This window comes from Aeromonas sp. CU5 (genome assembly GCF_002586745.1).
Taxonomy (GTDB): domain Bacteria; phylum Pseudomonadota; class Gammaproteobacteria; order Enterobacterales; family Aeromonadaceae; genus Aeromonas; species Aeromonas sobria.
The window spans coordinates 805,624-820,539 of record NZ_CP023817.1 but is presented as its reverse complement, the minus strand read 5'-3'; the positions used below and the strand labels follow the sequence as shown (position 1 = coordinate 820,539).

Genomic DNA, 14,916 nt, shown 5'->3' with positions numbered 1-14,916 from the left:
TCTCGGCAAGGTCTCACTTACAGCTGATTTTCATCAACTGCCCGGCTGCCGGGTGCACTGCAGGATATGGGTGCACCGTAATGACGACAAACCGGCGAGAAGTTACTCCCCTTGTTGCGCGGATAGTAACAGCGGTAAAAGATAACGCCAAGAGGCATCTTCACTGTCGCTAAAAATAAATCGGGGCCCCATCAAGGAGCCCCGCAATACGTTCAACACCTCGCCATCAGAGCGGATCGACCTTGAGGCAGGAGACCGCGTGATCGAAGTTGCCTTCCAGCACTGGCCGAGTCTTGGCGCACTCGGGGCCAGCCACCGGGCAGCGGGTGCGGAACACGCAACCGGACGGCGGGTTCATCGGTGAGGGCAAATCCCCCTCCAGGATCTGGATCACCTTGTTGCGCTCCAGCTCCGGGTCCGGGATTGGTACTGCCGACATCAGCGCCTTGGTGTAGGGGTGCAAGGGGTTGGCGAAGATCTCCTTGCGAGTCCCCAGCTCAACGGCATTGCCCAGATACATCACCAACACCCGATCGGAGATGTGTTTGACCACCGACAGATCGTGGGCGATGAAGATGAGCGACAGCCCCATCTCCTTTTGCAAGGCTTTGAGCAAGTTGACCACCTGCGCCTGAATGGAGACATCCAGCGCCGAAACCGGTTCGTCGCAGATGATCATCTTGGGCTCCAGGATCAACGCCCGGGCAATGCCGATCCGCTGGCACTGACCGCCAGAAAACTCGTGAGGATAGCGGTTGACCAGGTTGGGCAGCAGCCCCACCTTGCTCATCATGGCGCGCACCTTCTCTTTTACCTCTTCCCGCGACAGCTTGGGATAAAAGGTGATGAGCGGTTCAGCGATGATGTCGCCGATGGTCATGCGCGGGTTGAGGGAAGCCAGCGGGTCCTGGAAGATCATCTGGATCTCTTTGCGCTTCTCTCGCAGCGCGTTGGGATCGAGCTTGGTCAAGTCATCCCCGAGCCACACTACCTTGCCCGCCGTAGCAGGCACCAGCCCGATGATGGCGCGGGCAAAGGTAGACTTGCCACAGCCAGATTCACCCACCACCCCCAGGGTCTCCCCTTCGTAGAGACGCATGGTGACGCCATCGACCGCTTTGAGGTCGGACGGTTTGGCCCAGGGCCACGCCTTGCCACTCTTGATACTGAAGTGGACCTTGAGGTCAGACACTTCCAACAGCAATTTTTTGTCGGCACCCATTTAGTTGGCCCCCTTGTTGATGGCATCCGAAACCCAGTGACAAGCCCGCTCGCGGCCGTCGTTGAACGGCGTCAGGATCGGTGATTGCTGGCCGCAAATCTCGCTGACCCGGTGGCAACGCTCCTGGAAGGGGCAGCCGGTGGGCAGACGCAGCAGGTTGGGCGGATTACCCGGGATGGTGGGCAGCTCTTCCCCTTCGGTGTCGAGGCGGGGAATGGCGCGCAGCAAGCCTTCGGTATAGGGGTGGCTCGGGCGATAGAAGATATCGTCGACCTTTCCGTACTCCATGGTACGACCGGCATACATCACCAGCACCTTGTTGCAGATACCGGCGACCACACCCAGGTCGTGGGTGATCATGATGATGGCGGTGTTGAACTCGCGTTTGAGCTCGTTCATCAGGGTCATGATCTGGGCCTGCACGGTCACATCGAGGGCGGTAGTCGGCTCATCGGCGATCAGCAGTTGCGGCCTACACAGCAGCGCCATGGCGATCATCACCCGCTGGCGCATGCCACCAGAAAACTCGTGGGGATACATGGCGATCCGCTTGCGCGCTTCGGGGATCTTCACCGCATCGAGCATCCGCACCGACTCTTCGAACGCTTCCGCCTTGCTCACCCCTTTGTGCAGCATCAGCACTTCCATCAGCTGATCCTTCACCTTCATGTAGGGGTTCAGCGAGGTCATGGGGTCCTGGAAAATCATGGCGATCTTCTCGGCGCGGATCTTGTTGAGCTTGTGTTCCGGCAGGTTGAGGATCTCGTCGCCCTGAAACTTGGCAGACCCTGTGATGATGCCGTTTTTGGCCAGCAGCCCCATGATGGCAAACGCAGTCTGGGACTTGCCAGAGCCGGATTCACCTACAATGCCGAGGGTCTCGCCCGCCGCGAGAGAGAAGTTGAGGTCGTTGACCGCCACCACATTGCCGTCCGGGGTCTTGAACTCGACCCGCAGATCTTTCACATCCAGTAACTTCATATAAAAACTCCTTATCGATCTTTCGTGATGCTTTCCTGTCGATCCATTGGACGCGATTAACGGCCCTTCGCCGCTTTCTTAGCGATCCTTCGGATCGAGGGCGTCACGCAGACCATCCCCGAGGAAGTTGAAGCAAAACAGGGTCACCACCATAAAGCAGGCGGGGAACAGCAGTTGCCAGATGGCCACTTCCATCGACTTGGAGCCTTCATCCAGCAGGGCACCCCAGCTGGTCATCGGTTCCTGAACCCCAAGGCCCAGGAAACTGAGGAAGGATTCAAACATGATCATCCCCGGCACCAGCAAGGTGGCATAAACGGCCACGATACCAAGCACGTTAGGGACTATGTGACGGGTGATGATCTTCCACTTGGAGACGCCACAGACGTGGGCAGCCTCGATAAACTCCTTGCTCTTGAGGCTCAGGGTCTGACCTCGCACAATCCGCGCCATGTCGAGCCAGCTCACCGCGCCGATGGCGATAAAGATGAGCGCCAGATTGCGGCCGAAGAAGGTGACCAGCATGATCACGAAGAACATGAAGGGGAAGGCGTTGAGGATCTCAAGAATGCGCATCATCAGGCTATCGACCCGACCACCGATAAAGCCGGAAGCCGCGCCATACAAGGTGCCGATGATGACCGCCACCACGGCGCCCATGATGCCAACCATCAGCGAAATACGGCCACCGAGCAGGGTACGCACGAACAGATCCCGCCCCAGACTGTCGGTACCGAAGTAGTGACCCGCCTCCATATCTGGCGGTGACTGCATCGCGTTCCAGTCCGGATCGTCAAAGGTGTACTGAGACAGATAGGGCCCGAAGATGACGGCCAGCCCGATGATGGTCAATATAATCAGGCTGGTCAGTGCCGCCCTGTTACGCAGGAAACGGCGGCGGGCATCCTTCCACAGGGAGCGCCCCTCCACCACTTCTACTTTTTGCGCGAACGCGTCAACGGCGTCGCGTTTTTCAGTTGAAACAACCATGATGAACTCCCGAATTAGTAACGGATCTTGGGATCGATAAAGGCATAGAGAATATCGACCACAGCGTTAAAGGTGATGGTGAGAGCACCGACCAGAATGGTCAGGCCAAGCACCATGGAGTAATCACGGTTAAGGGCACCGTTGACGAACAGCTGGCCAATCCCCGGCAAGCCGAAGATGGTCTCGATCACCACAGAACCGGTGATGATGCCGACAAACGCCGGGCCCAGATAGGAGACCACCGGCAGCATGGCCGGACGCAACGCGTGTTTGAGGATGATGTGGCGCAGCGGCAATCCCTTGGCGCGGGCGGTACGGATAAAGTTGGCATTCATGGTTTCGATCATGCTGCCGCGCATGATCCGCGAGATGGCGGAGATGTAGTACATCATCATGCCGAACACCGGCAACACCATAAACTGGATGCCGCCACCCTGCCAGCCACCGGCCGGGAACCAGCCCAGATAGATACTGAAAAACAGCACCAGCAAAGGCGCCAACACAAAGCCCGGGATCACCACCCCGGCCATCGCCGACGACATCAACAGATAGTCAATAATGGTGTTCTGTTTCAAGGCTGCAATGGTACCTAAGGTAACCCCCAGCAACACGGCGAAAAAGAACGCTGCCGCCCCGATCTTGGCTGAAACAGGCAGTGCCTGGCTCACCAGATCATTGACGGTGAAATCTTTATATTTGAAAGAGGGCCCCAGATCTCCCTGCACCAGGTTGCCCAGGTAGGTGAGATATTGCATGCCAATGGGTTTGTCGAGCCCGTATTTGGCCTCGATGTTAGCAATGACTTCGGGAGGCAGTGAACGCTCGCTGGTAAAGGGGTTACCCGGGGCGAAACGCATCATGAAGAACGAGACGGTGATCAAGACCAGCAGAGTCGGGATCGCTTCCAATAGCCGTTTAAAAATGAATTTCAACATAGACATTACCTGTCCTGAACTGCTTCCAAATGGTCGCGGTTGTAATAAAGGCCCGCCGTCTGGCGGGCCCTGCTTGTTATGCGACTTGTTGCTTTAAATCAGTGAGCAATGATGTACATATCTTTGCTGTAGAGGTTATCCAGCGGGTTGGCAGGGTAGCCGCCCACAAAAGGCTTCACCATCCGAGCCGTCACATACTGGTAGATAGGCGCAATCGGCATGTCTTTGGCCAGGATCTCTTCGCCCTGGACGTAGAGCTTGTTGCGAGCCGTCACATCAACCTGATCACGAGACGAATCCATCAGCTTGTCGAACTCCGGATTGGAGTACTTGCCATCGTTGTTACCGTGAGTGGTCTGCATCAGATCCAGCATGGAAGAGGCTTCGTTGTAGTCGGCAATCCAGCCGGCACGGCCCACATCAAACTGGCCCTGTTTCTTGGTTTCCAGATAAGTTTTCCACTCCTGGTTAACCAGACTCACCTGCACACCCAGCTTCTTCCACATGGAGGCAACGGCCACAGCCACTTTCTTGTGGTTGTCGTCGGTGTTATAGAGCAGCTCGAACTTCAGCGGTTTGCTGGCATCGAAACCAGCCTCTTCCAGCAGCGCCTTGGCCTTGGCATCGCGCTCGGCCTGAGTCATCTTCGACCACTCGGGGGCAACCGGCTTGAAACCATCGACGAAGTCCGGTACCAAGGTATAACCCGGCGTCTGACCCTGACCCATCACCTTGTCGGCAATTACGTCACGGTTGATGGCATAGGAGAGCGCGGTACGGACACGCACGTCATCAAACGGCTTCTTCTTGACGTTGTACTGGTAGTAATAGGTGCCGACATAACCGGTCACTTTCAGCTCGTCCGGCTTCTCTTTCTTCATCTGCTTGAAGCGCTCGATGGGCATCTGATAGGTGATGTCCACTTCGCCCGCCAGATAGCGGCTGAGATCGGCGTTGGTAGACTGGATCGGCAGATAGACCACCTTGTTGATCACTGTCTTACCATCGTTCCAGTAGTGCTTGTTGCGCTCCACTTCGACGCGCTCGTTCACGACCCAACTCTTCAACGCATAGGCACCGTTGGACACCATATTTTCCGGCTGGGTCCACTTGTCACCAAACTTCTCGATCACCTTCTTCGGTACCGGATAGGTAGTGGTGTGGGAAAGCATACTGACGAAATAGGGGATCGCTTTTTCAAGCTGAACTTCGAAGGTGTAGTCATCAACCGCCTTCACACCCAAGGTATCGGACGGCTTCTTGCCGGTAATGATCTCACTGGCGTTGAGGATGGTCGGGATCTCCAGATACCAGGAGTAAGGAGAGGCGGTTTTCGGATCAACGGCGCGTTTGAAGGCGAATTCGAAGTCGTGGGCAGTAACCGGATCACCGTTGGACCACTTGGCATCTTTGCGCAGGTGGAACACGTAGTGCTTGTTATCCTTGGTTTCCCAGGATTCCGCCACAGCCGGGAGAATTTCCCCTTTCGGGCCAGAAGCAACGAGACCTTCGAACAGGTCGCGCAGAATATTTGATTCGACCGTTCCTTCGGTCTTGTGCGGGTCAAGGGTGGCAGGCTCAGAGCCATTACCCTTTACCAGTTGCTGGACATCCGCCAGCTTGGTTCCCGCCGGGACATCGGCAGCCTGTGCCACATTGATGCCACCAAACAGGGCAGCCATCAGAACTGTGTTAATAATTGTTTTTTTATGAGTCATTTCCCTACTCCAACAAGAACATTCCATGCATTTACTAAAGTGACGGGGTCGAAACCCGCTCCCAGCATAATTCCCTGCCAATTCCGATAATGCAACAGATATTGTCAGGGTAATCGGCCTTTTCTGGTCAAAAAATCAGCTTGGGCGCTATTTTTCAGTATTAAAACACCGCCTCAAAGCTCGTTTTTTATACAAACGACCGATTCTAGAAAAAACCGGGCAAAAAGCAACCAATAAAAAGCCGGTCACGAGGACCGGCTTTGATAAAACAGAGCTGGCTCACATCAAGCTGGGGAAAACCCCCTTGATACCGGCCACCATGATCTCGATACCGAGGGACATCATGATAAGACCCATGATACGGGTCACCACGTTGATACCGGTATTGCCCATGATCTTGAACAGCAAGGGCGCGGCACGGAAGATAAGCCAGGAGCAGAACGAGAAGACCACCACCACCACTGACATACCGAGCAGCTGCTGCCAGTGGCTCTGGCTGGCATAAACAATCACCGAGGAGATGGCACCAGGGCCCGCCATCAGCGGCAGAGCCAGCGGCACCACGGCGATGGATTCACGCACCGCCAGTTCTCCTTTTTCCTGCTTGTTGTGCTTTACCTCGCCCAGCTTGCCCTGCAGCATCGACCAGGCGATCAGGGTGATCAGCGAACCGCCAGCAATGCGAAACGACGCCAGCGAGATGCCAAAACCATCGAGGATCAGCTGCCCCATGTACATGGAGACCAGCAGGATCACCATCACCGCAATATTGGCGGTGGTGTTGGTCTTCATCCGCTCGGCCTGGGTATGGTGGCTGGTCAGGCTGACAAACACCGGCAACAGACCAAGCGGATTGATAATTGCGAACAAACCGACAAAAAACTTCAGATACAAAGAGACGTCAATTGCTGCCATAGGCGCCTTCCAATAGTGTTACGGGCCCGTCGGGCCAATCCATTAATTTCGTGCGTAAATTTACATCATAGCCAGAGCGGGCACCAATCAAATCATCACACTTATGCGGGTGATTGTTAGTGAGTTCACCTAATGATTGCAATCAACACGGAATAAAGTGGCAAGAAGATGCGCCTTAGCCAGAGAGTAGGTAACAACAAGACAGGCACATTGCTGACAACCACCGCTAGCGCCGCCGGCACCTCCCGGTTCAGCGAGCCTGGTTGCACCGAGTGACTCTGCGTTGCCCAACAGAGGAGAGTCACAACCGTCATGAACTCGGTGATACAGGGGTCATTCTGCTCGCTACCCCCCACCAGGTAAGGCCACCACCACACCCATTACAATTTCATCACAATCAAAATTTACCACGGATTAAAACAACAACCATTTACGCAACACTTGTTGGAGATTTGCGCGCCGCCACGACATCGCAACCCTGTAAAAATCAAAATGGTTAACTTTAACGGGAGAAACCCGCCGTAAACCCCCCTTAAAAAGATCATTAACCACATGATTAATAGGCCTAAAAACCTTTTCATTACAAGCTATATCACTTCCGCTACAATCCACTCTCCTGTAACATCCCTCGCACACGGATGATGAAATAAAATTTCTTTTGTTCTTTTGTTACACATGATCCAGATCAAGTTTTTATGGACCAACACAGCTCTATAATCGACTCGGAAAGCAATTTAGTAAGGCATGTAAATACCCCGTTATAGTCATTCGCTATTTGACAGTGGGTCTATAATTGCCGGGCATTGCCAACGTCTTACTAAACAGTTTTCAAATAATCAGGAGATAAACATGGCAGTAACCAACTTGGCTGAACTGGATGCAATGGTCGCCCGCGTTAAAGAAGCTCAGCGTGAATTCGCCAGCTTCTCGCAAGAGCAGGTAGACAAGGTTTTCCGTGCAGCCGCCCTGGCCGCCAGTAATGCTCGTATTCCCCTGGCTCAAATGGCCGTGGCTGAATCAGGCATGGGTATCATCGAAGACAAGGTTATCAAGAACCACTTCGCTTCCGAATACATCTATAACGCATACAAAGATGAGAAGACCTGCGGCATCCTGAGCCAGGATGACGAGATGGGCACCATGATCATCGCCGAGCCGGTAGGTATCATCTGCGGTATCGTTCCGACCACCAACCCGACCGCTACCGCGATCTTCAAATCTTTGATCTCCCTGAAGACTCGTAACGCCATCATCTTCTCCCCGCACCCCCGTGCCAAGAACTCCACTAATACCGCTGCCAAGCTGGTACTGGATGCAGCTGTTGCCGCCGGTGCACCGAAAGACATCATCGGCTGGATCGATCAACCGTCTGTTGAGCTGTCTAACGCACTGATGAAGCACAACGACATCAACCTGATCCTGGCCACCGGTGGCCCGGGCATGGTGAAAGCCGCTTACTCTTCCGGTAAGCCTGCTATCGGTGTAGGTGCCGGTAACGTGCCAATCGTTATCGACGAAACTGCCGATGTGAAGCGTGCTGTCGCCTCTATCCTGATGTCCAAAACCTTCGACAACGGTGTGGTCTGTGCTTCCGAGCAAGCCGTTATCGTCGTTGACTCCATCTACAACCAGGTGAAAGAGCGTTTCTCCAACCACGATGGCTACATCCTGTCCAAAGATGAAGCGGACAAGGTACGTAAGGTGCTGCTGATTAACGGCGCGCTGAACGCAGATATCGTCGGTCAGCCAGCCACCAAGATCGCCGCCATGGCGGGTGTGACAGTGCCTGCCACCACCAAGATCCTGATCGGTGAAGGCCTGGAATTGTGCGCTGAAGATGAGTTCGCTCATGAGAAGCTCTCCCCGACCCTGGGTATGTTCCGCGCCAAGAATTTCGAAGACGCTGTCGAGATGGCCTGCACCATGGTCAACATCGGTGGTATCGGTCACACCTCAGGTCTGTACACCGACCAGGATCGCAACCAGGACCGCATCAGATACTTCGGTGACAAGATGAAGACCGCTCGTATCCTGATCAACACCCCTTCCACCCAGGGTGGTATCGGTGACCTGTACAACTTTGCTCTTGCTCCTTCCCTGACCCTGGGTTGCGGCTCCTGGAGTGGTAACTCCATCTCCGAGAACGTCGGTCCCAAGCACCTGATCAACAAGAAGACAGTCGCAAAACGGGCAGAAAATATGCTGTGGCACAAACTTCCGAAATCCATCTATTTCCGTCGTGGCTCCCTGCCGATCGCCTTGGGCGACCTGGAAGGCAAAAAGCGTGCAATGGTTGTTACCGACCGCTTCCTGTTCAACAACGGCTATGCCGATGACGTGGTTCGTCTGCTCAAGAAGCTGAACATGGAAGTGGAAGTATTCTACGAAGTAGAAGCTGACCCGACCCTGTCCATCGTCCGCAAGGGCGCCGAGATGGCCAACTCCTTCAAGCCGGACGTTATCCTGGCACTGGGTGGTGGTTCACCGATGGATGCGGCCAAGATCATGTGGGTCATGTACGAGCACCCGGATACTGCGTTCGAAGATCTGGCCATGCGCTTTATGGACATCCGCAAGCGTATCTACAAGTTCCCGAAAATGGGCGTGAAGGCCGAACTGGTCTGTATCACCACCACTTCCGGTACCGGTTCTGAAGTCACCCCGTTTGCGGTAGTAACCGACGACGCCACCGGCATGAAGTACCCGCTGGCTGACTACGAGCTGACCCCGAACATGGCCATCGTGGATGCCAACCTGGTCATGAACATGCCCAAGTCCCTGTGCGCCTTCGGTGGTGTGGATGCGGTCACTCATGCCATGGAAGCCTACGTTTCCGTACTGGCTAACGAATACTCCGATGGCCAGGCACTGCAAGCGCTGAAGCTGCTGAAAGAGTACCTGCCGTCCAGCTACCAGAATGGTGCCAGCGATCCGGTTGCTCGCGAGAAGGTGCACAATGCTGCCACCATCGCCGGTATCGCGTTCGCCAACGCCTTCCTGGGGGTCTGCCACTCCATGGCGCACAAACTGGGTGCTGAATTCCACATTCCGCACGGCCTGGCTAACGCCCTGCTGATCAGCAACGTGATCCGTTACAACGCCAACGACAACCCGACCAAGCAGACTGCGTTCTCCCAGTACGACCGTCCGCAAGCTCGCCGTCGTTATGCCGAAGTGGCTGACCACCTGGGTCTGACTGCTGCAGGCGACCGTACTGCTGCCAAGATCGAGAAGCTGCTGGCCTGGCTGGATGAGCTGAAAGCCACTCTGGGCATCCCGGCTTCCATCCGTGAAGCTGGCGTGAACGAAGCTGACTTCCTGGCCAAGGTTGACCAGCTGGCGCTGGAAGCCTTCGATGACCAGTGCACCGGTGCCAACCCGCGCTACCCGCTGATCACTGAGCTGAAAGCCATCCTGATGGATACCTACTACGGTCGTCCGTTCACCGAAGGCGCTGCCGCTGCTCCTGCCGCCGCTGCCCCGGTTGAAACCAAGGTTGATACCAAGAAAAAATCCAAGGCCTGATAACCAGCCCTGAGATCACAAGCCCGCGCCATGCGCGGGCTTTTTTTATCTGCAACTCATCACTCCCCCTCCATGTTGTTGTAGTGCAAACCATCCCCTCTCCCGACTAACCAGCACACCCAACGTCTAGCCAATCATCCGATAGCAACATCCAGGCAATGGCTCAGCATTGATTGCCGCACCGTGACAACAAGGGCATCGACAATCACCTCGGGCATCCTGTACACGGAGCAATCTGCCTACTGGCAGGCGCGAGCCGTCAACGCCACCTAAAGAGCTGCTCGCGTGATAAACAGGATAAGAGGAGCCATACCATGATCACGTAACGTAACCCGGCTAGCGTGTCGGGCTGACCGGCCAACAGGATCCGTGGAATGGTAAGGCGCAGATGAGGCGGGAAAAGTATTGAGCGAAGAGATCTGTTGCATTGGTGAATCAAACGACTCGTCAGCGGTTTCACCCATGCAAAGATAAAAAAATGGCAGCCATCTGGCTGCCATTGGAAGAGCACAATTCAGCGATCAGAGGGTCGCAGCAACTTCATCGGAGATGGAGCCGTTGTGATACACCTCTTGCACATCGTCCAGATCTTCCAGCATGTCGATCAGACGCATCAGCTTGGGAGCGGTTTCCGCATCCAGCTCGGCTTCGGTAGAAGGGATCATGGTCACTTCGGCATTAGCCGCCTTGAAACCCGCCGCTTCCAGCGCATCCAGCACGGTACCAAAATCGTTCGGGCTGGTGTACACCTCGATGGAACCATCCTCTTCGGTGACCACGTCATCGGCGCCCGCTTCCAGTGCCGCATCCATCAATGCATCTTCATCGGCACCGACGAAGGTCAGCAGCCCTTTCTTGCTGAACAGATAGGCGACGGAGCCGTCGGTACCCAGGTTGCCGCCACTCTTGCTGAAGGCATGACGCACTTCGGCAACAGTCCGGTTCCGGTTGTCTGTCAGGCACTCGACCATCACGGCAGATCCAGCCGGACCGTAACCTTCATAGACGATGGTTTCCAGCTGCTCACCATCACCACCACCGGCCCCACGCGCGATGGCGCGGTTGATGGTCTCGCGGGTCATGTTGCTGGTCAGGGCGGCAGTCACCGCCGCACGCAGGCGCGGGTTGTTGGCCGGGTCAGGATCACCGATCCGGGCGGAAGTAGTGATTTCCCGGATCAGTTTGGTGAAGATCTTGCCCCGCTTGGCATCTTGCGCAGCCTTACGGTGTTTGATGTTGGCCCATTTGCTGTGACCTGCCATAGAGATTCTCCGTTATTTTTTAAATGTCAGTAACACACTTCATTGCTCACCAAAGGGGAGAGAAAGGCCACCTGTGGCGGCCTTTGCTGCCGGTATCGGCTTACTCGTCGCCCTTGACGGTAGTTGCAATCGCCAATTCACCCAGCTGGGCTGCGTTGGCAAGGCTGGGGGCGTCAGTCATCAGACAGGCAGCCGCAGTGGTTTTCGGGAAGGCAATCACGTCCCGAATGTTTTCAGTACCGGTCAGCAGCATGCTGAGACGATCCAGACCGAAGGCCAGACCGGCGTGCGGCGGGGTACCGTATTTCAGCGCATCCAGCAGGAAGCCAAACTTCAGGCGCTGCTCGGCCGGGGTAATACCCAGGATGTCGAACACGGTGGCCTGCATCTCGCTGTTGTGGATACGGACAGAACCGCCACCCACTTCATAGCCGTTGATCACCATGTCGTAGGCGTTGGCGTAAGCACTCAGCGGGCTGGCTTTCAGCTCGGCCGGGCCCATGTTGCTCGGGGCGGTGAACGGGTGGTGCATGGCGGCCAGACCACCTTCACTGTCTTCTTCAAACATCGGGAAATCGATGACCCACAACGGCTTCCAGCTGTTCTCCAGCAGACCCAGATCGCGACCCACTTTCAGGCGCAGGGCGCCCATGGCATCACAGACTACTTTCTTGCTGTCAGCGCCAAAGAAGATGATGTCGCCATCAGCGGCACCGGTACGGGCCAGGATCTCGCGCACGATGGCGTCGGAGAGGAACTTGGCAACCGGAGACTGCACGCCTTCGAGGCCATTCGCGGCTTCGTTGACCTTCATCCAGGCCAGGCCCTTGGCACCGTAGATGCCGACAAACTTGGTGTACTCGTCGATCTGCTTGCGGGACAGCTCGGCGCCGCCCGGCACTTTCAGGGCTGCTACGCGGCCTTTCGGATCGTTGGCAGGGCCGGCGAACACAGCAAACTCAACCGCAGTCAGCAGATCAGCGACATCGACCAGCTCCATCGGCAGACGCAGATCCGGCTTGTCGGAGCCAAAGCGACGCATGGCTTCATCGAAGGTCATCACCGGGAAGTCACCGAGATCGACGGCCAGCACGTGTTGCCACAGCTTGCGGATCATCTCTTCCATCAGCTCACGCACTTGCGGCGCAGTCATGAAAGAGGTCTCCACGTCGATCTGGGTAAATTCTGGCTGACGGTCGGCACGCAGGTCTTCGTCACGGAAGCACTTGACGATCTGGTAGTAACGGTCGAAGCCGGACATCATCAGCAACTGCTTGAACAGCTGGGGAGATTGCGGCAGGGCGTAGAACTTACCCTTGTGCACGCGGCTCGGTACCAGATAGTCACGGGCACCTTCCGGGGTCGCCTTGGTCAGCATCGGGGTCTCGATGTCGAGGAAGCCCTGCTCATCCATGAAGCGACGCACGAAAGCACTGGCCTTGGCACGGGTCTTCAGATACTTGGCCATCTCGGGACGGCGCAAGTCCAGATAACGGAACTTGAGACGTTGCTCTTCGCTGTTGACCTGATTGAAGTCCAGCGGCAACGGCTCGGCACGGTTGATGATGTTGAGCTCGTGAGCGAACACTTCGATGGCGCCGGTTGCCATGTCGCTGTTGCGCTGGGAGTCCGGACGGGTACGCACCACGCCGGACACCTGGATGCAGAATTCGCCGCGCAGCTCGGAAGCCAGCGCGAATGCGTCCGGCTTGTCCGGATCGAAGAACACCTGCACGATCCCTTCCCGGTCGCGCATGTCGATAAAGATCAGGCCGCCAAGATCACGACGACGATGAACCCAACCGCACAATGTAATGGTCTGCCCGGCATGGGCCTCATTGACCTGTCCGCAATAGATAGAGCGCATGGACTTCTTCCTTCGAAATTGTAGAGAGACGGTTAACCTTGGGCCGCCGGGCACGACTGGCAAGCACCGTCTGTCTCACAGCTGGCCAGATTCTTTTCTTACCCGGTTTGAAATCAGTCTCGTACCATCCGGTTCCCTTGAGCCGGAAGCCTGCCGCCGATATCAGCTTGACCCGATGTGGCTTGCTACAGGCCGGACAGTCGGTCAGGGGGGCATCGGAAAGCTTTTGCAGTTTTGCCAATTCAGGACCACAGACATCGCAACGATCTGCGTAGACAGGCATGGGCCACTAGAAATTGGTAAACAAAAGGGCTGGCATTATAGAGGAAAACCCCCTTTTGGGTAAAATGGCCAGCAGCCTCCTTTCAGCAGTTTTTTGCACTCGGTGGCAAAAAAATCGACAAAAACGGGCATGCGAGCCCCAAGACCGACGAGAATAGCCGCCATGAGCCTCTATTTGGGCCTGCCACAGTGGTCCCACCCCAGCTGGCCCGGCCAGTTGCTAGGCCTTGGCGCCAAGCCTGCCGAACACCTCGCCCACTACGCCACCGTGTTCAATTCGGTGGAGGGTAACACCACCTTCTATGCCCTGCCGACGGCGGAGACGGTACAACGCTGGGCCGATGCGGTGCCCGCCCACTTTCGCTTCAACTTCAAGTTTCCACAAACCATCAGCCATCAGAGCGATCTGGTGAACGCAGATAAGCAGGTGGCCGACTTTATCCGCCTGCTCGCCCCGCTGCACCACAAGCTGGGCCTGCTCACCCTGCAACTGCCCGCCCGCTTCGGACCCGACGGACTGGCTCGCTTGCGCGCCTTCATCGAGCGGCTGCCGGCACAGTTCACCTACGCCCTCGAAGTACGCCACCCCGACTTCTTCGCCAAGGGGGAGGCCGAGCGGGCATTGAACCGGCTGCTGATGGAGAAGGGGGTAAATCGCATCATGCTCGACAGTCGCCCGCTCTTCTCGGTACCGGCAACCACTGCGACACTGATCGATGCTCAGGGCAAGAAGCCGCGACTGCCGGTGCATCTGCTGGCGACTGCCAGCGCCCCCATGGTGCGCTTTATCGGCCTGCCGGATCCGGCGGCCAACCATCCCTTCCTGCCAGGCTGGCTCCCCCACTGGCGCCAGTGGCTCGCGGAGGGCAAGGATCTCTACCTCTATATACATACTGCCGACAACGCCCAGGCACCTGAGCTGGCTCGCCAGATCACTCGCCTGCTGGAGCAGGAGATGACCCCCTGGCCGGGGGAAAACGATCGCGCACGTCAGGGAGTGCTGCGCTTTTAGCCAACCCATTCTGCGGCCATCGAACTGCGACAAAAAAAGCGCTTTTTTGTGGCGAGGCAAGCCCTGGCGTCAAGACAAATGGTCATCAATCCTCTACACTACCGCCCCAAGTAAGGGTCCGGAACATGACCCATACGAACAGGGTCGGTCCAAAGGATTTCATGACCAGCCACCCCGTTCGTAAACAGGTGATTAATCTACTCTGAT

11 protein-coding genes are annotated in these 14,916 nt (G+C 56.2%); 2 read left to right on the top strand and 9 right to left on the bottom strand.

The window, feature by feature from the left end; translation table 11 throughout:
- Positions 1-226 precede the first annotated feature (226 nt).
- The 6 genes from oppF to CK911_RS03765 all read right to left on the bottom strand — a co-directional run bounded on the left by oppF (position 227) and on the right by CK911_RS03765 (position 6,761).
- Positions 227-1,222 carry a murein tripeptide/oligopeptide ABC transporter ATP binding protein OppF gene (gene oppF, locus CK911_RS03790; RefSeq protein WP_042021336.1) on the bottom strand — a complete coding sequence of 332 codons (996 nt, stop codon included), beginning with the start codon at positions 1,220-1,222 and terminating at the stop codon, positions 227-229.
- Complete coding sequence (locus CK911_RS03785; protein WP_042021334.1) at positions 1,223-2,203, bottom strand: ABC transporter ATP-binding protein; 981 nt, start codon at positions 2,201-2,203, stop codon at positions 1,223-1,225.
- Positions 2,204-2,281: 78 nt separating this feature from the next.
- The gene (gene oppC, locus CK911_RS03780; RefSeq protein WP_042021331.1) at positions 2,282-3,193 is read right to left on the bottom strand and encodes an oligopeptide ABC transporter permease OppC; all 912 of its coding nucleotides are present in this window, start codon (positions 3,191-3,193) and stop codon (positions 2,282-2,284) included.
- 14 nt (positions 3,194-3,207) lie between these two features.
- On the bottom strand, positions 3,208-4,128 hold the full coding sequence (gene oppB, locus CK911_RS03775) for an oligopeptide ABC transporter permease OppB (RefSeq protein WP_042021329.1): 921 nt from the start codon (positions 4,126-4,128) through the stop codon (positions 3,208-3,210).
- A gap of 98 nt (positions 4,129-4,226) precedes the next feature.
- Complete coding sequence (locus tag CK911_RS03770; protein WP_098969038.1) at positions 4,227-5,846, bottom strand: ABC transporter substrate-binding protein; 1,620 nt, start codon at positions 5,844-5,846, stop codon at positions 4,227-4,229.
- Positions 5,847-6,125: 279 nt separating this feature from the next.
- The gene (locus CK911_RS03765) at positions 6,126-6,761 is read right to left on the bottom strand and encodes a YchE family NAAT transporter (protein WP_005337678.1); all 636 of its coding nucleotides are present in this window, start codon (positions 6,759-6,761) and stop codon (positions 6,126-6,128) included.
- An 849-nt stretch (positions 6,762-7,610) separates the two neighbouring features.
- Between CK911_RS03765 and adhE the strand changes: the two genes are divergently transcribed.
- The gene (adhE, locus tag CK911_RS03760) at positions 7,611-10,286 is read left to right on the top strand and encodes a bifunctional acetaldehyde-CoA/alcohol dehydrogenase (protein WP_098969037.1); all 2,676 of its coding nucleotides are present in this window, start codon (positions 7,611-7,613) and stop codon (positions 10,284-10,286) included.
- 521 nt (positions 10,287-10,807) lie between these two features.
- Here adhE and CK911_RS03755 read toward each other — a convergent pair.
- The 3 genes from CK911_RS03755 to CK911_RS03745 all read right to left on the bottom strand — a co-directional run bounded on the left by CK911_RS03755 (position 10,808) and on the right by CK911_RS03745 (position 13,698).
- Positions 10,808-11,548 (bottom strand): YebC/PmpR family DNA-binding transcriptional regulator, encoded by a 741-nt coding sequence (locus CK911_RS03755; protein WP_042021324.1) that lies wholly within the window; start codon positions 11,546-11,548, stop codon positions 10,808-10,810.
- A 100-nt stretch (positions 11,549-11,648) separates the two neighbouring features.
- Positions 11,649-13,415, bottom strand: a complete 1,767-nt coding sequence (gene aspS, locus CK911_RS03750; protein ID WP_098969036.1) for an aspartate--tRNA ligase — start codon at positions 13,413-13,415, stop codon at positions 11,649-11,651.
- Complete coding sequence (locus CK911_RS03745) at positions 13,384-13,698, bottom strand: FmdB family zinc ribbon protein (RefSeq protein ID WP_204787380.1); 315 nt, start codon at positions 13,696-13,698, stop codon at positions 13,384-13,386. The genes aspS and CK911_RS03745 overlap by 32 nt, the downstream gene beginning before the upstream one ends.
- Positions 13,699-13,860: 162 nt before the next feature.
- Here CK911_RS03745 and CK911_RS03740 point away from each other — a divergent pair, with 162 nt between their 5' ends.
- Positions 13,861-14,709 (top strand): DUF72 domain-containing protein, encoded by an 849-nt coding sequence (locus CK911_RS03740; protein WP_098969035.1) that lies wholly within the window; start codon positions 13,861-13,863, stop codon positions 14,707-14,709.
- Positions 14,710-14,916: the final 207 nt, after the last annotated feature.